25 protein-coding genes are annotated in these 24,082 nt (G+C 67.8%); 10 read left to right on the top strand and 15 right to left on the bottom strand.

Annotated features, from left to right (window positions below; translation table 11 throughout):
• Positions 1–38 precede the first annotated feature (38 nt).
• From DL519_RS23810 to DL519_RS23800, 3 genes are all read right to left on the bottom strand, one after another.
• Entirely contained in the window at positions 39–701 is a 663-nt protein-coding gene (locus DL519_RS23810) for an RES family NAD+ phosphorylase (RefSeq protein ID WP_190818057.1), read from the bottom strand.
• Between the two features lie 2 nt (positions 702–703).
• Positions 704–1,339: a hypothetical protein gene (locus DL519_RS23805; RefSeq protein ID WP_190818055.1), complete on the bottom strand. Its 636-nt coding sequence runs from the start codon at positions 1,337–1,339 to the stop codon at positions 704–706.
• Positions 1,340–1,423: 84 nt separating this feature from the next.
• A complete protein-coding gene (locus tag DL519_RS23800; protein ID WP_190818053.1) occupies positions 1,424–1,867 on the bottom strand; it encodes a hypothetical protein in 444 nt (147 codons plus the stop codon).
• Between the two features lies 1 nt (position 1,868).
• Here DL519_RS23800 and DL519_RS23795 point away from each other — a divergent pair, with 1 nt between their 5' ends.
• Positions 1,869–2,411 carry a serine hydrolase gene (locus tag DL519_RS23795; protein ID WP_190818051.1) on the top strand — a complete coding sequence of 181 codons (543 nt, stop codon included), beginning with the start codon at positions 1,869–1,871 and terminating at the stop codon, positions 2,409–2,411.
• A 252-nt stretch (positions 2,412–2,663) separates the two neighbouring features.
• On the opposite strand, the gene DL519_RS23790 is transcribed toward DL519_RS23795, so the two are convergent.
• On the bottom strand, positions 2,664–3,485 hold the full coding sequence (locus DL519_RS23790; protein ID WP_190818050.1) for an SDR family NAD(P)-dependent oxidoreductase: 822 nt from the start codon (positions 3,483–3,485) through the stop codon (positions 2,664–2,666).
• Between the two features lie 85 nt (positions 3,486–3,570).
• On the opposite strand from DL519_RS23790, the gene DL519_RS23785 reads away from it, so the two are divergent.
• A complete protein-coding gene (locus tag DL519_RS23785) occupies positions 3,571–4,131 on the top strand; it encodes a TetR/AcrR family transcriptional regulator (RefSeq protein WP_223839465.1) in 561 nt (186 codons plus the stop codon).
• Positions 4,132–4,189: 58 nt separating this feature from the next.
• Here DL519_RS23785 and DL519_RS23780 read toward each other — a convergent pair whose 3' ends face one another.
• Both DL519_RS23780 and DL519_RS23775 read right to left on the bottom strand, forming a co-directional pair.
• Complete coding sequence (locus DL519_RS23780; RefSeq protein WP_190818049.1) at positions 4,190–5,794, bottom strand: Hsp70 family protein; 1,605 nt, start codon at positions 5,792–5,794, stop codon at positions 4,190–4,192.
• Positions 5,795–5,818: 24 nt separating this feature from the next.
• A complete protein-coding gene (locus DL519_RS23775; RefSeq protein WP_190818048.1) occupies positions 5,819–9,574 on the bottom strand; it encodes a CHAT domain-containing protein in 3,756 nt (1,251 codons plus the stop codon).
• 298 nt (positions 9,575–9,872) lie between these two features.
• Between DL519_RS23775 and DL519_RS23770 the strand changes: the two genes are divergently transcribed.
• Positions 9,873–11,156, top strand: coding sequence for a hypothetical protein (locus DL519_RS23770; protein ID WP_190818047.1), 1,284 nt, complete (start codon positions 9,873–9,875; stop codon positions 11,154–11,156).
• Positions 11,157–11,199: 43 nt separating this feature from the next.
• Here DL519_RS23770 and DL519_RS23765 read toward each other — a convergent pair whose 3' ends face one another.
• Positions 11,200–11,367: a hypothetical protein gene (locus DL519_RS23765; protein WP_190818045.1), complete on the bottom strand. Its 168-nt coding sequence runs from the start codon at positions 11,365–11,367 to the stop codon at positions 11,200–11,202.
• Positions 11,368–11,601: 234 nt separating this feature from the next.
• Positions 11,602–12,363 (bottom strand): sulfite exporter TauE/SafE family protein, encoded by a 762-nt coding sequence (locus DL519_RS23760; RefSeq protein WP_190818043.1) that lies wholly within the window; start codon positions 12,361–12,363, stop codon positions 11,602–11,604.
• Between the two features lie 83 nt (positions 12,364–12,446).
• Between DL519_RS23760 and DL519_RS23755 the strand changes: the two genes are divergently transcribed.
• The 4 genes from DL519_RS23755 to DL519_RS23740 all read left to right on the top strand — a co-directional run bounded on the left by DL519_RS23755 (position 12,447) and on the right by DL519_RS23740 (position 15,972).
• Positions 12,447–13,397, top strand: a complete 951-nt coding sequence (locus DL519_RS23755; RefSeq protein ID WP_190818041.1) for a LysR family transcriptional regulator — start codon at positions 12,447–12,449, stop codon at positions 13,395–13,397.
• A 193-nt stretch (positions 13,398–13,590) separates the two neighbouring features.
• Positions 13,591–14,031, top strand: coding sequence for an SAM-dependent methyltransferase (locus DL519_RS23750; protein WP_190818039.1), 441 nt, complete (start codon positions 13,591–13,593; stop codon positions 14,029–14,031).
• A gap of 850 nt (positions 14,032–14,881) precedes the next feature.
• Complete coding sequence (locus DL519_RS23745; RefSeq protein ID WP_190818037.1) at positions 14,882–15,745, top strand: helix-turn-helix domain-containing protein; 864 nt, start codon at positions 14,882–14,884, stop codon at positions 15,743–15,745.
• Positions 15,746–15,780: 35 nt separating this feature from the next.
• Entirely contained in the window at positions 15,781–15,972 is a 192-nt protein-coding gene (locus DL519_RS23740) for a DUF397 domain-containing protein (RefSeq protein ID WP_190818035.1), read from the top strand.
• 411 nt (positions 15,973–16,383) lie between these two features.
• Here DL519_RS23740 and DL519_RS23735 read toward each other — a convergent pair whose 3' ends face one another.
• The gene (locus DL519_RS23735) at positions 16,384–17,688 is read right to left on the bottom strand and encodes an HNH endonuclease signature motif containing protein (protein WP_190818033.1); all 1,305 of its coding nucleotides are present in this window, start codon (positions 17,686–17,688) and stop codon (positions 16,384–16,386) included.
• A 720-nt stretch (positions 17,689–18,408) separates the two neighbouring features.
• Between DL519_RS23735 and DL519_RS23730 the strand changes: the two genes are divergently transcribed.
• The gene (locus tag DL519_RS23730; RefSeq protein ID WP_190818032.1) at positions 18,409–18,939 is read left to right on the top strand and encodes a hypothetical protein; all 531 of its coding nucleotides are present in this window, start codon (positions 18,409–18,411) and stop codon (positions 18,937–18,939) included.
• 22 nt (positions 18,940–18,961) lie between these two features.
• Here DL519_RS23730 and DL519_RS23725 read toward each other — a convergent pair whose 3' ends face one another.
• Complete coding sequence (locus tag DL519_RS23725; protein WP_190818030.1) at positions 18,962–20,002, bottom strand: IS630 family transposase; 1,041 nt, start codon at positions 20,000–20,002, stop codon at positions 18,962–18,964.
• 70 nt (positions 20,003–20,072) lie between these two features.
• On the opposite strand from DL519_RS23725, the gene DL519_RS47115 reads away from it, so the two are divergent.
• Together DL519_RS47115 and csb2 are read left to right on the top strand one after the other, a co-directional pair.
• The gene (locus tag DL519_RS47115; protein WP_223839463.1) at positions 20,073–20,627 is read left to right on the top strand and encodes a hypothetical protein; all 555 of its coding nucleotides are present in this window, start codon (positions 20,073–20,075) and stop codon (positions 20,625–20,627) included.
• A complete protein-coding gene (gene csb2 / locus DL519_RS23720; protein ID WP_317891388.1) occupies positions 20,624–21,298 on the top strand; it encodes a type I-G CRISPR-associated protein Csb2 in 675 nt (224 codons plus the stop codon). Before DL519_RS47115 ends, csb2 begins: the two co-directional genes overlap by 4 nt.
• 29 nt (positions 21,299–21,327) lie before the next feature.
• On the opposite strand, the gene DL519_RS47110 is transcribed toward csb2, so the two are convergent.
• The 5 genes from DL519_RS47110 to DL519_RS50755 all read right to left on the bottom strand — a co-directional run bounded on the left by DL519_RS47110 (position 21,328) and on the right by DL519_RS50755 (position 24,034).
• Entirely contained in the window at positions 21,328–21,516 is a 189-nt protein-coding gene (locus DL519_RS47110) for a 3'-5' exonuclease family protein (RefSeq protein WP_223839461.1), read from the bottom strand.
• Entirely contained in the window at positions 21,504–21,896 is a 393-nt protein-coding gene (locus tag DL519_RS23715) for a 3'-5' exonuclease (protein WP_223839460.1), read from the bottom strand. Before DL519_RS23715 ends, DL519_RS47110 begins: the two co-directional genes overlap by 13 nt.
• A gap of 142 nt (positions 21,897–22,038) precedes the next feature.
• Positions 22,039–22,413, bottom strand: a complete 375-nt coding sequence (locus tag DL519_RS23710; protein ID WP_190818027.1) for an alpha/beta hydrolase — start codon at positions 22,411–22,413, stop codon at positions 22,039–22,041.
• A complete protein-coding gene (locus tag DL519_RS23705) occupies positions 22,347–23,021 on the bottom strand; it encodes an alpha/beta fold hydrolase (RefSeq protein WP_190818025.1) in 675 nt (224 codons plus the stop codon). The genes DL519_RS23710 and DL519_RS23705 overlap by 67 nt, the downstream gene beginning before the upstream one ends.
• Positions 23,018–24,034, bottom strand: a complete 1,017-nt coding sequence (locus tag DL519_RS50755) for a hypothetical protein (protein ID WP_449619126.1) — start codon at positions 24,032–24,034, stop codon at positions 23,018–23,020. Before DL519_RS50755 ends, DL519_RS23705 begins: the two co-directional genes overlap by 4 nt.
• Between the last annotated feature and the right edge of the window lie 48 nt (positions 24,035–24,082).

The following is a 24,082-nucleotide window of genomic DNA, read 5'->3' as shown; positions in this document are numbered from 1 at the left end:
AACCCGAAAACGCTCACGGCCCCGGACCAGCGGGAACGTCAGTTCGGTCGGGGGGCTACCGCTGCGCGGTAGGGGGCGAGCATCTTGCCCAGCCAGGCCTCGCCGATCGGGGTGTCCAGGTCGATCTGCAGCTCCGGTTCGTCGCCGTCCAGGCCGTCCGCGCCGCAGCGGTCGCCGAACAGCACCAGCGCCGGGTTCCCGGTGTCCCTTTTGGACGGCCAGATCAAGCCGTCCGCCCATTCCGCCTGCGATCGGATCCAGGCCGCCCACGCCTGGGTCCGCGCGTAGGCGTCCTCGCCCTCGGCGTCGACCAGCCACGAATCCTGTGCAACCGCGGCAAGATCCGGTGCCGTCAGCAGGCTGACCAGGTTCAGCTCCCGGGCGGTGCGCAGCGCGCTGAGCCGCCGCTCGGCGATCTGCGCCCGGCGGATCAGCCGCTGCCCGTTGCCGCCGAACCCGAGGTTGCGCAACAGCACCTCCGCCAACGCCGTCGTCACGTGCAAGCCCGCGTAGTAGGTGGGAAACGGGTCCGCCGCGGTTCCGTCGAACCGGCCGCCCGACGACCTTTTGCCCGCTTGCGCGGGCTTGAACTCGGCCGCGTGCCGCGTGCGGAAATGCAGCCGGAACAGCGTGGTGTCGGCGGGCAGCACGTACTTGTTCGGGGCGGCTTCGAACTCCGGTGGTGGTGTGGCCTCGGGCATGCTCACACCTCCGCCGAGTCTTCGCGGGCGGCGTCGATCAGCGCCCGGTCGGCGACCTGCCCGATCAGCTCGGCGGGCACCCCGCCGAGCCAGTCGTTCGGCCCGAGCCACCAGTCCGCCGCGCCCCACGGGTCCTCCGCGGCGTGCAGGTAGCGGTTCACGGTCCGCACCAGCTCGCGGGGGGCACCGGCGGCGTCGAACTGGAACGCGGGCCACCGGCTCGGGCCGTCGTCCGAAGGCAGCCGGATCAGGTCGGGGTCGGCCGGATCCGCCCCGGCGGCCTCGACCTGCTGCTCGTCCAACGAATCCGCCGCGCGCAGCCGGTCCAGGTCGGGGTGCGGCGCGGAGCTCGTCAGCTGGTCGCGTAGGTCCGCGCTCAGCTGCTGCCAGTCCACCGTCGGCCGCCGGAACCGCGACTGGGGCTCGGCCAGTGCCTGCCGGACCGGGTGGGTCATCGGCAGCGCATCACCCAGCAGTGAGGCGATGTCCTCGGCGATCAGCGCCGAGGTCTCCGAATCCGCCGCGTCCTGCAACTCGGCGACCAGCGCGACCAGCCGGGTGAACGTCTCGGGATCGAGCCGGTCTGCCACGTCGTCCCACTCGGTCGCCAGCGCGTCCAGCATCCGCTGTTGACTCAACCGCCGACCTCCTTTCCGGTGGTGCCCACGGTTCCCGTTCGTCCGCGCGACCCGACGAGATCTACGAACCCGACACCTGCCCAGTCAACACCAAGATCCATCGAACCTGGGCGAGAAAGCCGGGATTGCGAAACTCCGGTGCCGCACCCTAGCCGTTGGCCGGGCAGAACAGGGGTTTCCCGCGCCGTTGAGCCGCGCCATGAGCTTCTGGGCGTTCGCCCCGGCCATCGCGCTGACCACGACGGCCGTGCAGACCAGCTGGGTGACAGCGAGCCCGGACAAAGTGCTTGGCGGCACCGGCAACTGCACGGTCAGGATCCCGTTCTCCGGGGCGCCGGCCGACACCTGCTCGGGCGGCAGGAACGGCAGCTCCGTGCGGAGTCCGGCGGAACCTTCGGCGTCGGTGGGCCCGGCGGCGAGCAGGCGGAGCGCTTCGGTCACGGTGCCGAGCCGGCCGGTCTCCCGGGTCGACGGCCGAACCGCCTTATTCGTCCCCAGCCGGACTTCGAGCGAAACCGACTCCAGCACAGTGGTCTTCGACCCCGTCGAGCAGGAGGCGCTGCACACCGACCAGGCGGACCGGCAGTTCCGGTCGGCGTCCTTGGTCAAACTGCTCATCGGGCTCGACCTGGTCGAGCGCGGGGTCGTCAGCCCGAAGCGGCCGAGCCCGAGGATGGCCCGGATGCTCTCGCACAGCGACGACGAGATCGCCAGCGAACTGTGGTCTTCCGGAGGCGGGCAGCAGATCGTCACCCACGTCGCGGCCAAGATCGGCCTGTCCAACACCGAACCGCCCGCCACGCCTGGCCGCTGGGGCGACACGTTGATCACCGCGAACGACCTGGTCAAGGTGTACCAGCATGTTCTGGCGCTGCCGGCCGGGAAACGCGCGTTGCTGCTCGATCCGCTGCGGGATGTCGCGCGCACCGCGGCCGACGGCACCGACCAGACTTCGGCATCCCCAGCGCGCTGCCCGGTGAGCAGTGGGCGGTCAAACAAGCCTGGGCCGCCGGGCGCGGCGGCGTCGACGCGCACACCAGCGGCCTCGTCGGCAGCGGGGACCGCTACCTAGTTGTAGTGCTCACGCACCACCCGGAGGGTTATTCGCTGCCGAAGGCGGAAAGCCGCGTCACCGCCGAGGTGGCGGAGCTGGCCGCGCTGCTGGACTGAGCCGCTAGGTGTCGGAGGTTGGAGGTTGGTGCTCCTGAACGTTCTTCGTCGGATCGGTACTCGCGGGCGTAGCGGGTTTCTTCGGCGAGGATTCGCTGGTAGCGCTTGACTTTCCCAGTTGCGGCTCGGTGTAGCGGAGCGGTGCGGTGTGTCGTCAGAACGAGTCCCCGACCGCCGTTGCCAGGCGCGCGGCGTCCTCGTCGTCGTGGTTGCCGACGGTGAGCGTGAGCTTCTTAGCGCCGCGGTAGGCGGCCCTTCCTGAGACCGGGGTGTCGATGATGCCGATGATCGGGCTGACCGCAGCATCCGGGCGTTGGCCCAGCAGCGTCCCGAGAACTGCGGCAGCGGCTTTCATGACCTTCCCGACTTCGCCGGCGAAGCTGGAACGGACGAGCCGAGCCGGGCCCCAGGTCACGTAAGCGAGGTCCGGATTCTCATTGGTGGCAAGGATGCCGAGCAACTCGTTGGCTCGACGCTGCTGCGCGTTGGACCTCGCGAAGGTGAACCCCTCGCGCATCTCGAGGTCGTCGAAGTCGATCGCATCATCTCGCGCACCTGGAACGGCCGTGTTCACGATGACCGGCCGCACGGCCGCATGGAGTAGCGCGGCGAGTCCCGTGACGAACAGGTACTTGGAGATGAAGAACAGCACCCAGGACGCCTCATGCCCCTCGACCGTGGCGTGTCGACGTTGCCGGATGAACGAGGCCGCAAGAACCAGTGCGTCGATTCGCGCGTGGTTCGACTGCAAGTGTTCGACCACGCGGCGGCTGTCAGCGACCAATGACAGATCAGCCGCGACGAACTCCGCCCGTGACGCCGCTGACTGGTCGTTGCCCCTCACGGTCGTGAGCAGCGCGTCGAACTTGGCACGGCTTCGCCCGATCACCACGACGCGGTCACCCGTTCTCAGGAAGTGACGCGCCAGCGCTGCTCCCATGCCGTCGGTGCCTCCGGTGATCAAGATCGTCCGCATGCTCTTGCCCCCTTGTTCCGGAACCCGTGTTCCGGATCAAGCTAGCATCAACGGAACAGATGTTCCGAATCGCTATAGTGCGGGGGTGGCCGAGGATCGGAAGCAGCGACGAGACGCCGTCGCCAACAGGGAGCGGATCTTGGTGGCTGCGGGAAAGGCCTTCCGGGACAGCGGCATGGCCGTGGACATGCGCGCCATCGCCGCAGCGGCCGGTGTCGGCATCGGCACCCTCTACCGACACTTCCCCACACGCGAGCACCTCGTGCAGGCCGTTACAGGGACCGACCTCGCCGACCTCGCCGAGGCAGCCCTTCCCGAACGAGTACCCGCGATTGCCGGACTCCGCGAGCTCTTCACCTCGACGATGGCTCAACTCGCCGGCAACAAGGCGATGGTCGATCTGCTCGCCGTCGGATCAACGTCGAACGAAGATCTCGAACGATGCCTCTCGCACCTCACCAAGATTGGCCAGCAGGCTGTCGATCGCTCCCGGACCGATCACACCCTCGGCACCGATGTGACCGCTCACGACATCGCCTACCAGCTCCTCGGACTCATCCGCATCGCGCAGCTGATCCCCGACCCCGAACCAAGCATGATCGGACACCAGGTAGATCTCGCGCTACGCAGCCTCGCCGCAGAGTAGAAGTCTCGAAACCAGGCCGGCGACTGCCCTGACCTGCCTGCCGTCAATGTCCTGCCCGCTAACCGCTCACCTGGTGCCCGGCGATGTCGGTGCGGGCCTTGGCCACCGCCTTCTGGTCCATGCCGCCGATCTTGAGCTCGAAGCGCACATCGTTGCCGCCCTCCAGCTCCTTGGCGTGCACCGTCAGCTCACCGGTTTCGGACATGTAGAAGGTGATCTCGATGCGGCAACCGGCCGGGCGCGCCGGGATGCCGGTGAGCATGCCGGTCCCGACCTTGGTGTTGTCGGCCGGTTCGTCCGACGCGACCGGACCGGCCTGCTCCCACACCTCGATCTCGACCATCCGCTGGTTGTCGACGGCCGTCTGGAACGGGTACGGGCCGGTATCGGCGGGCAGCTCGGTGTTGGCGTGCAGCAGGTGCGCCACCATCTGCCGCGCCCGCATCGGATCGGTGAGCGCCAGCGGATCACGCGGGTCCACCGCCTTGACCCCGAACGCCCGCGGCACCACGGTGGCGACCCGCTTCTTGGCCATCGCGTCGACGTCGGCCGCGCTGATCCCCAACTGCCGTTCGGCCGACGCGCCCTGGACCTTCTTGGCCTGCCTGATCAGCGCGAACAGGGCCGCGCCCTTGGCGACCGCGAGGTCCGGTTCGGAAAGCCGGGCGTCGAGCCCGAAGCGCTGCTTGAGCCCGCCCGCCACGGCGGGCATCCGGGTCATCCCGCCCGCCAGCAGCACCTCGTCGAACCGCTCGACGCCCTTGCGCCGGGCGGTTTCGATGATCCGCTCGGTGATCGACATCGTCCGGTCGAGCAGGTCGGCGGTGAGGTCGTCCAGCTGCTGCCGGGTGACCGGCACGGTGACCGCGGAGCCCCCGGCCCGCAACGCGACGTTGCGGGACATGGTGGCGCTCAACGCCTTCTTGACGTCCTCGGCGCGGTCGGTGAACTCCTGCATGGCCTGCTCGTCGGCGCTGGGATCCAGGTTCGGGTGCGCGTCCCGGAAAGCGGCCAGCAGGTGGTCGACGATCCGCTGGTCCCAGTCCGCGCCGCCGAGCTCGCCGTCCCCGTCGGTGCACACCACCTGAATGTCGTGCCCGGACACCCGGATCACGGTGGTGTCGAAGGTGCCGCCGCCCAGGTCGTAGACCAGCACGTGCCGGGCCTGCGGCGAGTCGTCCAGCGCATGGTGGTGCAGCGCGGCGGCGACCGGCTCGTCCAGCACGTCGAGCACGTTCAGCCCGGCGATCGCCCCGGCTTTGCGGGTGGCGTCGCGTTCGGCGATGCCGAAGTAGGCGGGCACCGTGATCACCACGTCCCGCACGGTGTGTCCGGTGTTCTCCTCGGCGGCGCGGGCGAGTTCGCGCAGGATCAGCGCGGAGATCTTCTCCGGGGTGTAGCGGTTGCCGTGGTAGGTGAACTCGGTGTTCCTGCGCCCCATGTCGCGCTTGACCAGCTGCGCCACCAGGTGCGGCGCGAGCAGCGCGGAGTTCTTCGCCGCCGTGCCCACCAGCGCCACGCCAGGCCGCTCGAAGTACACCACCGAGGGCGTGGTGTCCTCGCCGACCGCGCTCTTGGCGATCACCGGGCGCGCCGCCTCGTCGATGTGCGCGATGCAGGAATGCGTGGTGCCGAGGTCGATGCCGAACGTGGCCGGCGCCATGGAGCTCCCTTCGTCGTGCCGGTGCTAGCGGCCTTGGTAGGTGAATCCTGCCCAGTGGGCGAGCCCGGTGGGGTCGGTGTCGGCGAAAAACGCCGCCAGTTCTTCGGGAATACCGGAAAGCGGGCGGCGGCGCGGGTCGAGCATCCACTGCTGCGCGGCCCGCAGCGCGCTCGCCGGGTCGGCATAGCCGGAGTTGAGGTAGTGGTGGAACACGATCATGAACATGGCCGTGGGAATGTCCTCGACTTCCCAGCGGGTGCCGACCACCCCGGAGGCACCGGCGGCGAGGAACGCGGTGGACAGCGTCAGCACCTCGTCGTGCTCCCGGTTGGTGAGGTCGCTGGCGCAGGCCGCGAGCACGACCAGCGCCCCGGCGACGTCGCGCGGCCGGTCCCGCGCCTGGCGCAGGATGTCCTGCACCGGCAGCACTTCTTCGGAGCCGAGCAGCAGGGCCGATTCGGTCGGCAGCTCCGCTGGGGTGGCGTGGCAGGCCAGGTGCAGCAGCGAGGCGGTGGGCAGCTGGGCGAGCACCTCGGCGGGTTTCGGCGGTTTGCGGTTCCGGCTGCGCCTCCTCGGATCGGACGGTTTCCCCAGGTAGGTGCCGTGCGCGTAGTGCGTGTCGTGGATGTGGCCGAGTTCGTGCCGGCTGAAGTGCAGCTCCGGCATCCGCACCAGCATGGGTTCGCTGGCCCAGGAACGGGTTTCGCGTCGGCCGGCCTCGACGAACTGCCGTGCCGACGCTGCGTAGCAGATGATCGCGTCCTGGCAGGCGTAGCGGACCTTGCCGCCGGGCACCCGCCGCCGTGCGGCGTGCCACGGCACCGTGCCCAGCTTTCCCACGGGTACCAGCACCATTCGCAGCGGACGCTCGCGCGACCCGGCGGCGACCAGGTCCAGCACCGGGTTCAACGCCGCGGTCCAAGCCCAGTCGCAGACGCTCTCCAACGCCGCCCGCCACTGGTCCTCGACCTCGCGGGAGCGTTCGCGCTGCATCCGGTCGAACCGGACGACCGGGCCGTCCTCGGTGAGCCGCGCCGATTCCACCCGCTCGACCCGCCCATCGGCGGTGACCAACACCGCGACGCCGGGCAACAGGTAGACCAGGGCCTGGGTGCGCGCGGCGCGCAGCCCGGCGGCGATCTCCGCCACCGGCGGTGGGGCCAGCAGCTGGGCTTCGACGTTCGTTCCTTCGAAAGCACGGAGGACCCGGGAACGAAGGTCGCTGGGCAGCGCGGCATCGGCCACGCTCGCGGTGCCGGAAGCGCCGATGTCCCAAGGTTGTTGTTGCCCCACCTCGGATTCCCACCGGTCGGCGAGGTCCGCGTGCCCGCTCTCCCGCAGCAGGGCCGGCATGTTCGCGTCGACCGTCGCAGCGTGCAACACCATGCCGCGCCCCAACTCCAACGCCTGCACCGCAGCCTCCGGCTGTCCGGCGGCGAGACACCAACGGCTCACGTCAGCTGCTTCGCCGGCCGCGGTGCTCGCCGTCTCCAACGCCCGGCGCGCGCTGGACTGCAGCAGCACGCTGCGGGCCCGCTCGCGCAACGCATCCAGCCCGGTGGTCACGGATCGCTGCGGATCACGACGCACGCTGTCGCCGCGGGTGAAGTAGCAGTCCGCCAGCGAGTGCAGCAGGTTCGCGGTGTCGAACGCGCCGGGCTCCAGCTCGAACTCGCGAAGCACCTGCTCGAACCGGTCGATGGCGTTGCTGAGATCGCGTGGTGCGCGGGTGAATTCGAAGCGGGTCCGCAACGCGGTCGCCAACATGTAAAGCGCCTGCCAGCGGTTCTGCGGGTACACATTGGGTTTGGCGCAGATCTCGACCATCATGCCGATGCCCCGGTTGAGCATCCCGAGATCCCGGGTCGCCATCGCCTGACTGACGCACGCCACCGCGGCACCGAGCGCCTCGTTCGGCTGGTCGAAGTGGTGATCGGGGACCTGGTCGAGCGCGTCGAGAATGGCGTCCGTCGCGCTGCGCACCTCGTCCTTGTCGATGCCGTCCAGGCGGAACTCGCCGCCGCTGATCATGCTCCGGAGCAGCCGGATCGACCCCAGTGCACTCGCGAACCGCGGCCGCAGCACGCTGTCCGGCGGAAGTTCCGACAGCAGTTGCTCGAGTTCCGCGCCTGCCTGGTCCAACGCGTCGGGATCGGTGCGGCTCGGGGAAATCCGGCTCACCGCGGATGTGAACCGCGCGAGCACGTCGTCCCCGCCGACGCTTTCCGCGTAGTAGCGCGCGGCGTCGAGGTCCTCCCGAGCGCCAAGGGCCATGAACCGCTGGGTGAGCAGGGCGCTCAGCCACGGCATCATCAACGGCCGCAGCTGGTGGTCCGCGGGCAGCAGCTCGTCGGCGCGCTGCATGTTCTCCACCGCGGTGTCGAGCAGTTCATCGGTGCGATCGGTGATGGCTTGGAGGCCGTCGGCGGAGCCCAGCAGGAAGTGGTTGACGCCGGTGTTGACCGGGTCGGCGGAGCCACGGTGGATCGCCTGCTCGCACATTTCCCGGACCCTGGCCAGGGATTCCGGCGACTGCGCACGGTCGGTCACGACCGAGCCCAGCAGCGCCATCGTCAGCTGGGTGAGCACCGAGGCGCGATCCGGATCGTCGTCCGCGAAGTACTCCAACGCGTGTTCCAGCCGCTGGATGATGGCGGCGTGCTCGGGCTGGTCGAAATCGGAGGGCTCCTTGCCGGGCGTGACCAAGGAAGTGCGCAAACCGGTGAGCAGCAACGGGCGCATGGGGTGGTCGGCCGGTAAGGCCGCGGCGGCCGCGGCGATCTGGGCAGTTGCGGCGTCGGTGTCCTCGGAGCTGCCCGTGACCTCTGCGAGCTTGGCGGCCAGACCTGCTTGCAGCCCGGCGAGTTCTTGCTTGCCCGGCTCGTCATCGGGCCAGCTGCGTGCCGCGTCGTCGAGCTCGCCGATCGCCGTCTCCCAGTCCTCGCGGGACGAGTTGTCCAGGTTGCCCGCGGCTTGGACGAGGACCTTCCAGGTGGTCACGGAGCTGTCGGCGGCGGCGTCCGGGGAAAGCGCGTCCAGGTGGCGGCGAACCTCGGGGAGCTCATCGGTGGGGAGTGACATCCGGTCGCCGATGTTCGCGTCGAGGCGGCCGTGGCGCATCTCGGCGGGCACGTCCCTGGCCACGATGAGGAAGGCCAGGCCGATGTGGCAGGCGTCCGACATGCTGGTGTCGAGCGGGTGTTCCAGCGCTTCGGTGAGATCATCGGTTGCTGTCCGGTGATCGGTTTCGTCGCCGCCCCCCGACAGGAATCGGACGGTGTGGATCAGCCCGCGCGTGAGGCGGAGCTGGTTCCACAGCGGCGAATCCGGCAGCAGGGCGCACGCCGTGTTCAGGTCGGCCAGTGCCGCGTCGGACTCCTCCAGGGCACCCAGGTGGACGACCATCTGGCCGGTGATCAGGCCGATCCGGCCCACGATCTCGGCCGCGTCGTCGGACAGCAGCGGCCGCAGCTGCCGCAGATAGCCGACGGCGGTGCGGAATTCCTCCTTGTCCCCGCGCTCGGCGAGCAGCGCGTGCGCGAGGCCGAGCTGGTAGAGCGGAGCGGCGCGGGCGGGGGAGTCCTCGGCGAGGTGGCGGAGCAGGTTCCCGGCGACCTCGATGACTTCGTCGACGTCCGCGCCGGTGGTCTGGGCGCGGTGCAGCAGCAGGTCGGCCAGCTCCACCAGGATCCGGTAGGCGGGTTCGTCGTCGAGTTCCCCGGCGAGCTGGGCATACCGCTGCGCGATGGCCTCGTCGAGCTCCGCCGGATCGGCAGTCATCGAGCACCTCCAGAGATGATCAAGAACCCCGATCCAGCTTAAAGCCAGCACAGCTGGACCCCCACCGGTCCAAGCGCCGATTTCGCGCGAAATCGCCGTTTCGCACGTGTGGCAGGTGTCGATTTCGCGCGAAATCGCCGCTCCGGGCCTGCGGCGCGCCGGGGTTGGAGGGGTCGGGCCGGTGTGGTTTCCGCGGCCGGCCGAACGGCGGCAGGCGAACAGGTGAATTCCGTTCTGCCGCAGCGGTTGTCCGCGTAACCTCCCGATGTTCGCCGCTCTCGACCCGAAGGAGACACCGGTGGGCAGACGAAACCTGTTGGCCGCGGCGTTGTCGGCGGCCGTGGTGACGACGACGCTGGCCGCGCTGCCCGCCGCGGCGGCCCCGGCGGAAGCGCCCAACCTCAACGATTTCGTGCTCAACAACACCAGCGGTGACCTGCAGTCGAGAGTCGACAAGCTGGACGCCAAACTGCCGAAGCTCGGCGTGCAGAACATCCTGGACCAGGCCAACCGCCAGGGCAGCACCGGAAGTGCCTGCACCTCGCCCGCGCTGGAAACGATGCAGGAACCGACGCTGCGGAAGTTCTGCTTCAACGCCGGGGACACCGACACGACCGTGTGGATGCCGCAGGGCATCACCACCGTCGCCGACGCGCAGGAAGACCAGCAGTGGGGAACGAAGCAGGCGCTGCTGGTCAGCTGGTACAACAAGGACACCAGCCCGGTCAAGGGTGTGCGGGTCTCCTTCCTCGACCCGGCGACCAGCAAGTACCAGCACGTGCTGCTGGTCTACCCGTACATCAACAGCAACGGGAACCCGTCCTACGAGGCGGTGACCACGCCGCAGGCGGGCAACGGCGGAAGCGTCCACTCCGGCGGGATCGTCTGGTACGGCAACTACCTCTACCTTGTCGACACCGCCCGCGGCATCCGGGTGTTCGACATGCGCTACATCTTCGACCTGAAGTCGGCGAGCAACGGCGACACCGCCGACCAGAACCAGGTCGGCCGCCAGAACAACGTCTACTACGGCTTCGGCTACCGGTACGTGATGCCGCAGGTCGCGGGCTGGTCGAACCCGGAGGGCGTGATCGACCTGCCGGGCGAGTACAAGTGCACGGCCGGGGGCAGGCAGCGCTACTCGTACGTGTCGCTGGACCGCAGCACGACGCCGGACACCCTGCTGACCGGCGAATACTGCACGGACCAGGGCGATCCGAACCTCAACGGCCGAGTGGCGCGCTGGGAGCTGGACGCAGCGACGGGCCTGCCGAAGCCGGACGGTGACGGTGTCTGGCGCGCGAAGTCGGCGTACCGGCTGGCGAAGCCCCGCGTGCAGGGCGCGACGGCCACGGACGGCCGCTGGTACCTCAGCAGCACCGGCGGAGGAACAACCGGTCCGGGCCACTTCCAGGCTGCGTTGCCGGACAAGGCGACCGGGTCGGGAGTGCTCACAGTGGACGGTCCGGAGCGGGACGTGGCGATCGGCGTGGAGGACCTGTCGTTCTGGCCGGGCAAGAACGAGGTCTGGACGGTCACGGAGCACCCGGGCAAACGCGTGCTCTACAGCGTGCCCCGCTGAACGGTGAGATCCGGTCCGGGAACCTCCCGGGCCGGAACCGCCGTCACTCGGCCGATAGCACGAGAAGTCCGAGACCGATGAGCGCGACGAGAATGGTCAGCAGCATTTCGCCCGTGATGCCGAGGACGAGCGCGAGGGCCAAAGCGCGCACGGCGAACTGCCGCTGCAGCCGGGAAACATCGGACGGTGTGCCGGACGACGGTGTGACCATCTCTCTCCTCCGAGCGGGCCAGGGGTGCTTCTCGGTATGTCGTCAATTTGGGACCAGGCCGCGAAAATCGGCGCGGTGCCAGTGGGAACAGGTGGTGCCGTCGGGCTTCGGCTCGTGCTCACCGATCGGACCGGCATTACGCGCGGGACGGTCGGCGCTCACCCCTCGCAGGCCATCACCCGCCTCGCGCCTGCCGCATCCGTGCGCGGCGCGGTAGCTCGCGCTCCGAATGTTTCAGCCGCGCAAGAAATACATGACCGTCATGGTCACAGCGATGGCCAGGATGCTGCCCCGCAGCAGCGAGGAGGGGAGACGGCGGGCGAGGTGGGCGCCGGCCCAGCCGCCGGCCACCGCGCCGACCAGCATGGCTGCGAGGACGAGCGGAGCGCTCAGTACGTCCGAAGCGAAGAGGAACAGCACGGCCGCGCTGAGAAAGACGGCCGCGAGCTGCATGACTCGCATCGGGTTGCTGGCCGCGGCGTCGAGTCCGAGCCCGATGCTCCACAGCGCCATCATCGTGATACCTACGGCACCGCCGAAGTATCCGCCGTATATGGCGAGGAAGAACTGACCGATCAAGACGGCTCGGGGACTCATGCTGACCGAGCGGCCCAGTGCGTTGCGCAACGCCTGGGAGAGGCGGCGCCCGAAAGCGAGGATCAGCGTGGCGGCGGCGAGCAGCCAGGGCGCCGCGGCGTTGAACGACGATGCCGGCAGCGCCAGCAGCAGGCCGGCACCGATCCCGCCGCCGACCATGCTGATCGCCGTCAGCGCCTTCGTGGACGTCTCCCCGACCGGGGTGAGCTCGCGTCGGTAGACCCACGCGCTGGCCACGGCCCCGGGCACGAGGGCGACCCGCGATAACGCGTTCGCGGTCACCGGTGGCAGGCCGAACGCGACGAGAGCGGGCAGCGCGACGAACGTACCCCCACCACCGATGGCGTTCAGCGCCCCGGCAGCGATACCGGTCAGCAAAACGAGCAATGTCTCGATCACAGCCCGAGCATCGTCCCGTGACCAGCGGGTCCACAATGCGTAATCGACGTACCCAGCCTACGGCTGGGCCTTAGGCTGAGGCGATGCGCTACGACCTGGACGACCTGCGGCTCTTTCTCCACGTCGTGACCGAGGGGTCGATCACGGCGGGTGCTCGCCGGATGCACCTGAGCCTGCCTTCGGCCAGCACCAGGGTGCGCTCGCTGGAAGGCCAGGCCGGCGTGGCACTGCTGATCCGCGGCCGGCGGGGCGTGCGGCCGACACCAGCCGGGACGACCCTGGCCCGCCACGCACGGGACGTGCTCGCCCAGACCGCGCGACTCGAAAGCGCCGTCGCGAGCTATACCCGGTCCGCCACCGCTCCGCTGACCCTGCTGGGCGGCGGCTCCGCGATGCACCGGCTCGTGCCGAGGGCCCTGGTCTCCTTCCTCCGAGCACATCCGGACGTCGACGTCACGGTGTCCGAGAGCCGCACCCCCCAGACCGTGCGGATGCTCGCCGACGGCGAGGCGGACCTCGGGGTGGTCCTCGACGACGAGACCCGCGACTGCGGCCTGCACATGGAGCCCCTCGGCGACGACTCCCTCGTCGTGATCGGCCAGGCCGGAGGAATCCTCGCCGGGCGGAGCGCGCTGACCTACAGCGAGGTCGCCGAGCACCCTCTCGTCGGGCTCAACGCCGATTCCTCGCTGCGCCGTTGGATCGAGAAGCACCTCGTGTCACACGCTCCGGTGGTGCGTTACCGCACCACCGTCGCCAATCTCAACGTCCTCGTCGCCCTCGCTGCCGCCGGAGTCGGACTCGCCGTCGTACCGCGTCCCGTCCTCGATCCCCACCAGCCACTCGAGGTGTGTGAACTGCAAGACCCCTGGGCTCGCCGCCACCATTTGCTGGCCTGGGGCGTCAAGGACCACGCCGCCTCGACGGCCGTCGCCGCACTCGCCGAACATCTGCGTCACGCCGCCCTCTTCGATCCTGTCTCCCGCAGCACGCACGCAGACCCCATCGACCGGCGTCCCCACCACGACGGCTGACCGGCCGCTGCCCCGTCCGGAGGGGTCGCCTGCCCGCCCTTGCCGAGTGAGGGACTGTGAATAGAACGGCTCTTTGTCGCCAGGTCGTACCCCGGCAGACCGGGAGCAGGATTTTTCCCGAAAGGCCGTAGAGACTGTCCGAACGGGTTCACGCTGTCGTGATCAACGCATCCGGGACCGAGCGGATTCGACCATGGCAGCTGTTGACAGGGCGAAGATCGATACCTCCAAACCGAGCATGCGCGGGTGTACGACGCTTTCATTGGCGGCAAGGACAATTTTCGAGGTGGACCGCGAGGTGCTGCGCGAGGTCCAGAAGATCGCCCCGGACGGGGTGCAGGCCGGGCGGCAGTGCCGGGACTGGCTGATCCGCGTGGTCCGCCACCTCGCGGGGCAGGCCGGCATCGACCAGTTCCTCGACCTGGGCTCGGGCCTGCCGAGCGCGGAGAACACCCACCAGGAGGCGCAGCGCATCAACCCCGAGGCGCGAGTGGTCTACTTCGACATCGACGCGTCGGTCGTCGCGCACGGCCGGGCGCTGCTGGTCGACAACGAGCACACGCACTTCGAGCTCGGGGATATGCGGAAGCCGGCGGAGATCCACTTTCTCGGCGGGGTGGCCCGCAAGCGCTGACCGCGCTTTCGCCGAGCGGCTGGTGTTTCTTTCGTGCGGGGCCGGGAGCTGCCACGTTGCTCCCGGCCCCGCGTCCGGATCGCAGGTGCGGTCGGGTCCGCAATCCGGATGTCGCCGCGCGCCGCAGGGGGAGGGGGCTGCGTCGCGTCGGGGCGACGTCCTCAGCCCGCTGTCCTGGGACTGTCCGTGATCGACAAGTCGCTGGGCAGCAGAATGCAGCAGAACTCGCCGAACTGGACTGGTATCAGCGGCAACCGGCCGATGGTCGATGTGTCGTGCGGTAGTACGCGGCCCTGGCGTTCCTCGCCGTCGATGCGGGCTTGCACGACGGAGCCAGGCTGGATTCGGCTTCGTGCGGGGAGGTTGGCAGAGGGGTGGCCGCCAGATGGGGTCGGGGGAATTGCGGCCGAGCTCTCTCCCGCCCGAGGCTGCGGCACGGCCGGGGGAGAGGTGGCCGCAGGTCCTCGGGAGACCGGTGCAGAGGAGGTCTTCATCGAAAAGTCCGTTCTGCTGAGGGAAGTTGTAGGAGCGGTGCCTGGCGGACGTGAGGGGTCGGGGGCAGCCGCGCCCACCAGTCACCGCAGCACCGACGGGGCATCGGCTCGCCTGGGGGCGCTTGCCGGTGCCGACGAGACTACAAAACGCAACTTGCAAGATATTCGGATTTCTTGGCACCCAGTGAAATCAACACTGGTGATGCTAAGAATCTGACCCTTACTGCTGCCCTTCGGGTCTCGATGCAATTCCGTTCGGTACGTCTCCAAGGTAGCAACGCAATTGCGTTCTGGGCAGTAACATGATCGGGTGAGATCTCGCCGCTGATCGCGCGGGGCGTGGAAGGCTGACGAACATGCCGACACCAACAGTGCGTCGACTCCAGCTCGGGCACGAGCTGCGCCACCTACGCGAAGACGCTGGCTGCGACCTGGGCGAGGCTGGTCGTGCGATCGGCAAAGCGGAAAGCACGATTAGCCGCCTGGAGTCGGGCCAAACCGGCCTGAAACGCCAAGTCCTGGAACAGCTCGTCGAGTTCTACGCCAGCAAGGTCCGCGTCCGTGTTGACCGCAGCTTCTACCTGGCCCTGGCGAAGGGCAGCGAACAACGAGGTCGCTGGACGGGCTACCGAGCGATCTACCACAAGTACGCCCGCATGATGGTCGACCTCGAAGCCGACGCCTCGGTGATCAACCATTACCAGTGCGAGTTCCTGCCGGGGCTGCTGCAGACGTCCAGGTACCTGCAAGCGATGCATGCCGAAGCGGTGCCGCAGGTCGTCGAGAACATGGACGACGTGTTTCAGGCGCGAGCAGAACGTCAAGAGATCTTCACCAAGCCGGACCCGCCCGACATCGGTTTCGTGCTGTCCGAGTCTGCCCTTCTCAACATGGTTGGGACGCCAGATGTCATGCGGGAGCAGCTCGACCACGTAGCAAAGATCTCCGACCTTTCCAACGTGCAGCTCCAAGTCCTGCCGTTCGGAGCGCGGATTCATCCTGCTGTGCGTGGCCAGTCGTTCATGGCTTTTCGCATCGAAGCTCCGGGGAACTCCGGACCGCTGGAGTTCGTGTACCTGGAGGAGCACCACGACGGGAAATACCTTGACAACCGCGAGGACGTGGACCTGTACAACCGCCTGTGGTCGCGCTTGATCGGCGCGGCGCTCGATCCGGCGGCATCCAGGGATAAGGTGCTGGAAGTAGCCGAAGGCTACTGAGTCCAGCACAACCCTGTAGCGCAAGGATCGTCGCCATGGAGTTCACAGACTGGCGCAAGTCCGCACGCAGTGAGCAGAACGCGAACTGCGTCGAGATCGGCTTCGCACCGTGCCGCATCGGCATCCGGGACACGAAGCTCGGCGAGGGCAGTCCGATCCTGGACATTGACAGAGCGGCATTCGCCGCATTCGTGCGTCGAGTCCAGGACGGCGCGTTCGACAGCTGATCAAACTGACGGAAGAGCGGAGCGGGCCACCAGCCACAGGTGGCCCGCCCCGCTCTTTGCATGGCCAGCAGTGCGCTGGCCGCAAGAGGGACCGGCTCTGTTAGCCGGTGACAGCAAGGCGGCAACACCAACGACGTCCTGCTGCGGTACCGGCATCAATGGGGACCGGCTTTGTTGGCCGGTGACAGGGCTTCGTAAATTCCGTGGGTCTGACCTGCGGTTTCAAAGAGCATCGCGAGCGGTTGTTGTTGAAGATTGCTCGCTGGGGTTTCGTTGATCTTAATCCGTTGTGATTGGACCTCCTGCCTGCGGTTTTGTGCTGCGAGCGGTCGTGCCTGGGGTGTTGGGTGCTGGACCGCTCGCAGCGGGCGGGGTTTGGCCGTGCGGGATTGCCCGCCGGGGTTCGGCGGTTCAGGCGCAGGCTTCGGTTGCCTCCGGTGGGCGTGGTCTTGGGATTGTCCGGCGGAGGATGTTGTTTTGTTCGATGCCGGTTGGTCGGCCGCCCGGTCTTGGTGTTCGGACAGCATCCACTGTGGATGGTGCGGTGAAGGTCGGGCGGCCGTTGACCATCGTGATCTGCCAGTTCCTGTTGTGGACGGCTCGGTGGTGGTGGCCGCAGAGCATCACCAGGTTTTCCAGGTCGGTGCTGCCTCCGTCAATCCACGATTCGATGTGGTGGGCGTCCGGGGTTCCCGGCGGGCGGTCGCACGACGGGAACGCGCACGTGCCGTCGCGATGCAGCAAGGCCGCGCGAAGGTGGGGCGGGGCGGTACGTTCGGTGCGACCGATGCTCAACGGAACGTCTTCGCCGCCGAGGACGATCGGCAAGATTTCTGCGTCGCAAGCCAGGCGGCGGACGTTCTCGGCCGTGATCGGCTGGTTTGTCGCGGTGAGCATGCCCGGCAGGCCACCAGCTTCGGCGGAAGCCAGACCGCGCTTGAGGTCTTCGAAGTCGATCGTGACCGTGATGTGCGGGCGTTGGCCACCGGAGCGGGGCACGCGGTCGGACGCAATCGCGAGGTCCAGCACCGCTTCCAGCGCATCCGCATTGCGTTGGCCAGCCGTGCGCGGATCGTGCTCGCCGTCTTCCGACGGACTCGGGGCCGCCAGCGGTTCGATGACGGCCCGGAACTTCGCGCCCGTCTCACGGTCGAGGCGCGCGTTGATGACCGTCATCCCGTCCGCCGCCGTCCCGTAGTTCAGTTCGCGGATCTTGCGCTGGGTTTCCTCCTGCTGGAAAGCCCCGTCCTGATCGAAGTAGTACCGAGTCCGCTCGGCCAGCCGGGCGAGGTAGTGCGGCGAGAACTTGATGGCGTAACCGGCGAGCATCGCTTCTGCCTGTTCCAGTTGGTCGATGCTGCTGATCGGGGCCAGGCGGCGGACGCCGTCCACGATCACGCGCGCATGGTGCAACGTGATCGCCCCCGAAGCAATCGCCTCGGCAGTGGCCGGAAGCTCCGCGGGTGCCGGCGCTCCTTGCGGCGTGGTCCGCTCGGTTGCCATGCGGGCCACCAGCACGCGACTCTTTGCCTCGCCCGGCGCGATGTTGAGCATCTCCTGCAACCACACCTCGGTCCTGCGAGCGCTGTGCTCGGCATGAAGCCCGCGACGCTCGGCCTCGGCGATGGCCTTCAGCTGGACGGCCATCGCCGCGCGCATGGTGGCCTCGGCCTGACGGATCGCCTCGCAAAGCTCGGAATCGGAGCGCGCGGCCATAGTCGACTGTGGACTCTGAATCTCCACAACCGACCCCGAAACCAACGCCAAGCTATCCATGCCACCAACTATCCCGATCTCGAACACCTGTTTCATCACTCGATCAGGTACGAGATCAAGAAGTCTCCGGCGTCGCACCTTCGATCCGAGCTGACGTCTCAAGGCGGACCAGCCTTGGCGACCGGTGACAGGGCGTTGTGCAACTCGGGGAAGTAAACAACGCCGACCCGCCTCAAGGGGGACCGGCGTTGGGGGCCGGTGACAGACGACCAGGACCCGAAAGACCAGGTCGTACGCAGGGCCTCAAGGGGGACCGGCGTTGGGGCCCGGTGACAGCTGCTGGGTCGTCGGCGGAGCGGATTCCCCGGTCATACAGGCCTCAAGGGGGACCGGCGTTGGGGGCCGGTGACAGGGCTTGGTGTTTTTTGGGGGTTTGACCTGGGGTTTCAAAGATCGACGCGAGCGGTTCCCGGAGGAGATCGCTTGCTTGGCTTTCGTTGATCTTACACCCGTGCTATTTGCCCTTTGACCTGCTGTTTTAGTTTGCGAGTGGTTCGTGCCTGGGGGTGTCCGCATTGGGCCGCTCGCATTTGGATGACTGAGCTTGCCTCTGGAGCCTGGACACCGCCGTTTCTGGTCCGTGGTGTAGTGGAGAAAACCGAGCGTAGTCACTCGGCGACACGGTAGGTTACATGCGTCCCCCGAACGACGTGGAGTGGCATGGGAATCCTCTCGAATCTGCAGCGTGGCAATGCCTCGAAGGGCGTGCGGGCCTTCTCCATCGCGGTAGTCATGTTCGGGGCGGTGGCCACCGCGATGCTGTCGCTGGTCCTCGAAGACCTGCTGCCGAAGGGTGACCCGCAAGCACTGCTCGACCTGAAGAGGCTGGGCATCTTGCTCGCCGTGCTGCTCTTTGCAGGAGGCGCAGTGTGGCTGCGCTACGGCGTGCGCCAAACCTCGGGGACGCTGTTCAGCGTGCAGGTGCTCGACGAGGGGATGCGCGACCGCACACAGGAACAGGGCCGGAATTCCCGTGCGGTTGCGGCGAAGAAGCACATGTCGATCAGAGTGCTGCATCGCTGGCTCGATTTCGAAACGAGCACCACCAACGATGTCATCGACCTGGAAGCGGACTGCCGCGAAGCGGGTGCTCAGCTGCAGTTGCTGGTCAACACCACTCCAGACGACGGCAAGCATTCCGTTGCGCCGGTCATGCTGTGGCCGATCGCGATGGCAGTCGGTGGTTATTGATCCGGGTGGCAAATGTGTGATGTTAGGCGGCGTAGCGAACTTCGGGTTTGCCGAAGTAGGAGCGAACTCGGTCGGGCAGCTTCTGGAGCCGGTGGAGGAAGGAGCGGACCGCTTGTTTTAACTCGGCGCGGGTTTTGGGGGCTGTGCTGGTGGAAACGGTGCGTTTGAGGTCGGCATTGAGTAGCTCGTCGGGGTTGAGTTCGGGGCTGTATCCCGGCAGGAAGTGCATCGCGATCGCCTCAGCGTGCTTGGTGATCCATTGCTGGATAGTCTTGCGGCGGTGGACGGGGTGTCCGTCAACGATCAGGTGGACCTTGCGGTCCAGATGGCGGGTCAGCCGGTCCAGGAACGACAGGAACACCTTGCCGTTGAACGAGCCGGTGTAGACGGTGAAGTACAGCTCGCCTTTGTTCCCGATCGCGCACATCGCGTTCACGCTGAATCGTTTGCCCGTTTTGCCCACCACCGGTGTCTGGCCCGCCGGTGCCCAGGTGCGGGCCACGGTGGCGTCGGAGCGGATCCCGGTCTGATCCAGCCACAGGATCAGTGCGCCCTCGCGGCGGGCGCGGGCGGCGATGGCCAGGTAGTCCTCCTCCAGCCATCGGCGTACGGACTCGGGGTCCTGTTCGTAGGCCTTGCGGATCGGTTTCTGCGGCGACAATCCCCAGGAACGCAGGTAGTTGCCGACGGTGCGCAGGTTCAACACGATGCCGTGGCGCACCCGGATCAGCTCGGCCACTGTCTTGCGCGTCCACACCAGGCCGGTCAGCCCGAACGTGGCCGGGGTGTGCTCGGCCACCGCATACCGCAGCTTGCGCTGCCGGCGGGCACTCAACGCTTTCTGCTCGCCGGACTTGCGACCCCGGCGACGCCCGGTGAGACCCTTCGAGCCACGTTTCCGCCACGCCTGCACCCATCTGGACACCGACTGCGGGGCCACCGCGAACACCCGGGCCGCCTCGACCTGACTCATCCCACCATGAACAGCAGCGACCACCCTGCGCCGCAAATCCTCCTGCGCCTCAGGCGACAACCTCCGCGCGTCCCGCACACCAGCGATCATGCCAGAACAACGAAGATCACACCTATAAGTTCCCGATCAATATCTCCCGGCGCGCACCCACGACTTCAGGATGGTGGAGCTGCCGACCCAGCCAGGGGAAAAGGAGCAGCAGTTCGAACTGCCTTTACTGCTGGAGAAGGATCTGCCGAAGCTGGCCGCACGCGAGGAGCTTGTCGAGGACTCGACAGGGGAGCGCATCGGCGTGCACATCGGTCTTGCCAAGTTCTCCGACCAGTTCTACAAGCACCGCTTCCGGCACTTCCGGGCGGCCGGGGTCCGGACCTGCTACACGATCAGCGAATCGGATGACATCCTGATCAGCGAGAACCATCGACCGGTCTTCACCGGCGAGGAGCTGAATCAGCTCAGCCGGCTCATCACGGCAGAGCTGTTCCGCATCAAGGAAAAGCATCCCGACGACGAACTCGTGGTGTTCGCCAACATGCCGAAAACCGTTGCCTTCGCCGCAGGTTGGCAACTCATGCAGTACCGCCGCTCCTTCTACCAGAACACTTATCTGATGCACTACGACTCGGAGACCGAGACCTATATACCGATGCGGGTCCGATCGTCGCAGCCGATGACCGGGTTCACCGTGCGGCAGATCCGGGGCGGTGCGGTTTGATGCTCACGTACGCCTTTCCGCAGCACATCCGGGTTCGTGGGCGGATGGCCGGTGCCGTTGCCGGGTGCTTGCGGAAGACTGTCATGAGCCGGGTGCCCGATCCCATTCCGCCAGAAATCAACGGTCACGGCGCGGACAACCAGCCACACGTCGCCTACCTGCCACTGCTCGATTCTGGGCATCCCGATGCGGACGGGGATGTGATCGGTGTCGGGGTGCTGGTTCCCGACGGGCGGACGGACCTCGTCGCAGCCGTTGACGTCGCGCTGGCGGAGAGCTTCGAGCTCCGCTTGCCGGGCGCGGACTTGCGCCTTCGTCGACGCACTACCTCGGGGACTCCGCTGGAGCCGGAATGGTGGTTCCGGCGGTCGCGTCGGTGGGCCACGGTGACGCCGATGGTGCTCGACCGGTTCTCCGGAAGGGACAATGAGGAAGCCGAAGCCAGCCGCGCTTGTCGGCGTGTAGGGCTACCCGAACCGACCGTCGTGACCACCGGGCGCGACCCGCTGGTTCGTGGCGGCGCGTTCCTCGGCCGCGGCGATCTTGCCCGTCAGGAGAAAGCACCGCGTCCCTTCATGCATGTTCTACTGGAATTTCCGACCCCGGTGTCGGGCCCGGTTCTGCTAGGTGCCCAGAGGTATCTCGGCATGGGGCTCTGCGTGCCGCGCTAGGTGAGTCCGGCACGGACAGGCGTGGAGCGTCACCTGGCGTGTTTGGTGCCGCCCCAGCGCTTTCGCGCGCCGGGCCAACTGTCGTGGTCGATGATGTGGAGCACGAGCGCCGCGATGTTCCAGGCGTCGTCGGCGCCGTTGTGGTGGCGGCCTTCGAGCGGGAGACCGGCGCGGTCGAGTGCCCTGGCCATGCCCAAGCGCGCGTTCAGGCCGTGCACTTCGGAGAAGACCGCCTTGACGTTGATGTGCCGGGGACGAACGGGTAGGGGACGTCCCGCCCGGTGCACTGGCGCTGGAACTGCTTGCGGTCGTAATCGCCCCAGCTGGCCCATCGGCGGGATGTCCCTCGGTGGCGCTCGGCGAGGAGCGCGCACGCCTCGCGGAAGTCGACGCCCCGGTCGACTTCGGCCTGGGTGAGGCCGGTCAGCTGTTCGCAGAAGTCGCTCACGCGCGAGGTTTCCGGTTGTACGAGGATCCGGTCCCGTTCGACGCGTTCGCGGGCCTCGATGTCGACGACGCACACCCCGACCTCGATGATCTCGCTGACCTGCCCCTCGGGCGAGCTGGATTCCCAGCAGGTGGCTTCGACGTCGATCACGTTGAGGAAGCGCGCGTGGTTCGGGCTGCATGCGGAAGGAGGTTACGGAGCGGCCGTGCGATGTGCACTCCGTTTTCGCCGCTCCCGGCCCGTGAGCGGTTTTCGGCGCTGTAGCCCCCAAAACCACTCACGGCCCACGACGTCAGCCCTGGCAGACGGTGCCCGGTGGGGGCAGCGTCCGGTCCGTGAAGTAGCGGTTCGCGTGGGCGACGACGCAGCGGTTGCCGGCCGACATGTAGAGGCCGTGGTGGACGCCAGGGAATTCGACGACGGCTGAACCGGGAATCTGCGCGACGACGTCTCGGGTGCTCTCGATGTCGCCCACTCCGGCGGCTCCGAGGACCAGCGGCAGCGAGCTGCCGTCCAGCGGGCCTCGCGGATTGGCCACCGGCGTCGGCCAGCCGATGCACGTCGACTGCAGGCCGGGCAGGGCGCGGGGGAAGTCCGGTGTCAGGCGGAGCGCTCGTTCCCGAGCAGCCGTGAAGTCCTGGTACGTCGGGTACGTGTAGCCGTCCACGCATTGGGTCGCGAGAAAAGCGTTGGGGTGCCAAGGATTCTGCCCCTGCGATGGCTTGGTGAATCCGGTGGCGTCCCCGTTGCGGGGGCCGCAGCGATGGCTTGGTCGAGCTCGGCGTACCGCGACACCCCGAGGAACGGCTGCATCGCGTTCTCCAGGTCGAACCCGCTGTAGCTGTTCTGCGTTCCTGGAACGGGAATCGGCCGGTGATCGGCGTTCTCGTCCAGCTTTCGCCAGGCAGTGCGCAGATCCTGCCCGTGCATGCTGCAGCTGGTGGTGTCGCAGCACCAGTCGACGCCGATCACGCCGCCGTAGGACTGCCCGAAGTAATTCAGCTGCTGCTCGCCCAACGCCTGGCGTATCGCGTCGAGTTCCCGCGCGTGCGCACCGGAATCCATGTTGTCGTAGAGCTCCGGGTCCAACTGCCGACACCGGTCCGCTTGTGCTGCGTTGTCTGCCGCTTTGGCGTCGAACTCGACTTGGTCGAGCGGAAAGGTGATCTGCGGTCCGGACAGCACGCAGGCGTGCCGCTGAGCATCTCCCCAGGTCGGCCAGGAGTCGCGCGGGTCCCAGGTCACCACGTCGAACCGGGCCTGCAGTTCGCTCACCTTGTCGGCGGCGGCTCCGAGGTCTTCGACGCCGGACGCGCCGTGACACCGGGATTGAACAGCACCGCGCCCAACTGGTGCGCCGGGTCCGTGCTGGGCAACCGCGCTATCCGCAGCGCGATCGTCCGGCCGTCCGGTTCACCCCAGTCGACCGGGACCTGAACGGTCGAGCACTCGTAACCCGCCGGATTTCCCACCGCAGGACATGGTTCCCAGGACGATTCCGGCGGTCCCGCCACCGCGGTCCCGCATCCCGCCAGGCAAAGCGCCGCCAACCCGGCGACTACCGGTTTCACCAAGGACATTCCACTCGCTCCGGGTATTTCGGCAGTTTCAATTGAAACTGCGGATCGGACATCGTGGAATCCAAGGTAGGAACGGGAATCGGCGCGGACGTCTGCCGCGGGGCATATCTTCATGCGTCGTCCCAGGTGACCAACCCGTGCCGGTGCGCGTAGATCACCGCCGGGACGCGGGTGGCCAGCCGGAGCTTGGCGAGGATGTGCGCCACGTGGATCTTCGCCGTGCCCGCCGCGATGTGCGACGATTCGGCGATCTCGACGTTGCTGAGCCCCCGCGCGAGCTCGCAGAGCACTTCCCGCTCCCGCGAGGTCAGCTCGTCGATCTCCTCGGTCGCCGGGCGCGGCGATGTTGAACAGCAACCACGCTATCGCCCCGAAGGCGAGAACCAGCCTGCGACCCTCCCGGTAGTAGGCCGCCGAACCGATCGCCGCCAATGCCGCCACCACGCCCGCCTGCGGCTGGTCCAGCACCACACCGAGGCTCACCACTCCCGCCGAAACCGCCGCAGCGGTCAGCGGCAGCAGGCGACGCAGCGCTAGTGGTGCGCACGCGCCGAGCACGAGCAGCACCCACACCGGACCGAGTTCGCGGGTCCCGGACGCGGCATCGAGCATCGGCAGTCCGAGCGAGGCCGCCGCGGCCAGGCCCGCCAGCAGGACGTCCTGGGTGCGATCGGTCAGCCTCCCCCACCGGTCGGCAACATCACGCATCCGCCAGCCTGGCGAAAATCGCCGCTGGGCACATCTGCCGGAAGGAAT

This window comes from Saccharopolyspora pogona (genome assembly GCF_014697215.1).
GTDB classification, from domain to species: Bacteria; Actinomycetota; Actinomycetes; order Mycobacteriales; family Pseudonocardiaceae; genus Saccharopolyspora; species Saccharopolyspora hattusasensis.
Note: the sequence above shows the minus strand (reverse complement) of the source record. Positions and strands in the feature narration are given on the sequence as shown.

Coding starts and splice junctions, on each gene's coding strand:
- DL519_RS50755 (WP_449619126.1), bottom strand. CDS start 24,034: ATGCGTGATGTTGCCGACCGGTGGGGGAGGCTGACCGATCGCACCCAG.
- DL519_RS23750 (WP_190818039.1), top strand. CDS start 13,591: ATGGCAGCTGTTGACAGGGCGAAGATCGATACCTCCAAACCGAGCATG.
- DL519_RS23725 (WP_190818030.1), bottom strand. CDS start 20,002: ATGATCGCTGGTGTGCGGGACGCGCGGAGGTTGTCGCCTGAGGCGCAG.
- DL519_RS47115 (WP_223839463.1), top strand. CDS start 20,073: ATGGTGGAGCTGCCGACCCAGCCAGGGGAAAAGGAGCAGCAGTTCGAA.
- DL519_RS23810 (WP_190818057.1), bottom strand. CDS start 701: ATGCCCGAGGCCACACCACCACCGGAGTTCGAAGCCGCCCCGAACAAG.
- DL519_RS23765 (WP_190818045.1), bottom strand. CDS start 11,367: ATGGTCACACCGTCGTCCGGCACACCGTCCGATGTTTCCCGGCTGCAG.
- DL519_RS23740 (WP_190818035.1), top strand. CDS start 15,781: ATGGAGTTCACAGACTGGCGCAAGTCCGCACGCAGTGAGCAGAACGCG.
- DL519_RS23735 (WP_190818033.1), bottom strand. CDS start 17,688: ATGGCCGCGCGCTCCGATTCCGAGCTTTGCGAGGCGATCCGTCAGGCC.
- DL519_RS23780 (WP_190818049.1), bottom strand. CDS start 5,794: ATGGCGCCGGCCACGTTCGGCATCGACCTCGGCACCACGCATTCCTGC.
- DL519_RS23730 (WP_190818032.1), top strand. CDS start 18,409: ATGGGAATCCTCTCGAATCTGCAGCGTGGCAATGCCTCGAAGGGCGTG.
- DL519_RS23775 (WP_190818048.1), bottom strand. CDS start 9,574: ATGACTGCCGATCCGGCGGAGCTCGACGAGGCCATCGCGCAGCGGTAT.
- DL519_RS23755 (WP_190818041.1), top strand. CDS start 12,447: ATGCGCTACGACCTGGACGACCTGCGGCTCTTTCTCCACGTCGTGACC.
- DL519_RS23790 (WP_190818050.1), bottom strand. CDS start 3,485: ATGCGGACGATCTTGATCACCGGAGGCACCGACGGCATGGGAGCAGCG.
- DL519_RS23745 (WP_190818037.1), top strand. CDS start 14,882: ATGCCGACACCAACAGTGCGTCGACTCCAGCTCGGGCACGAGCTGCGC.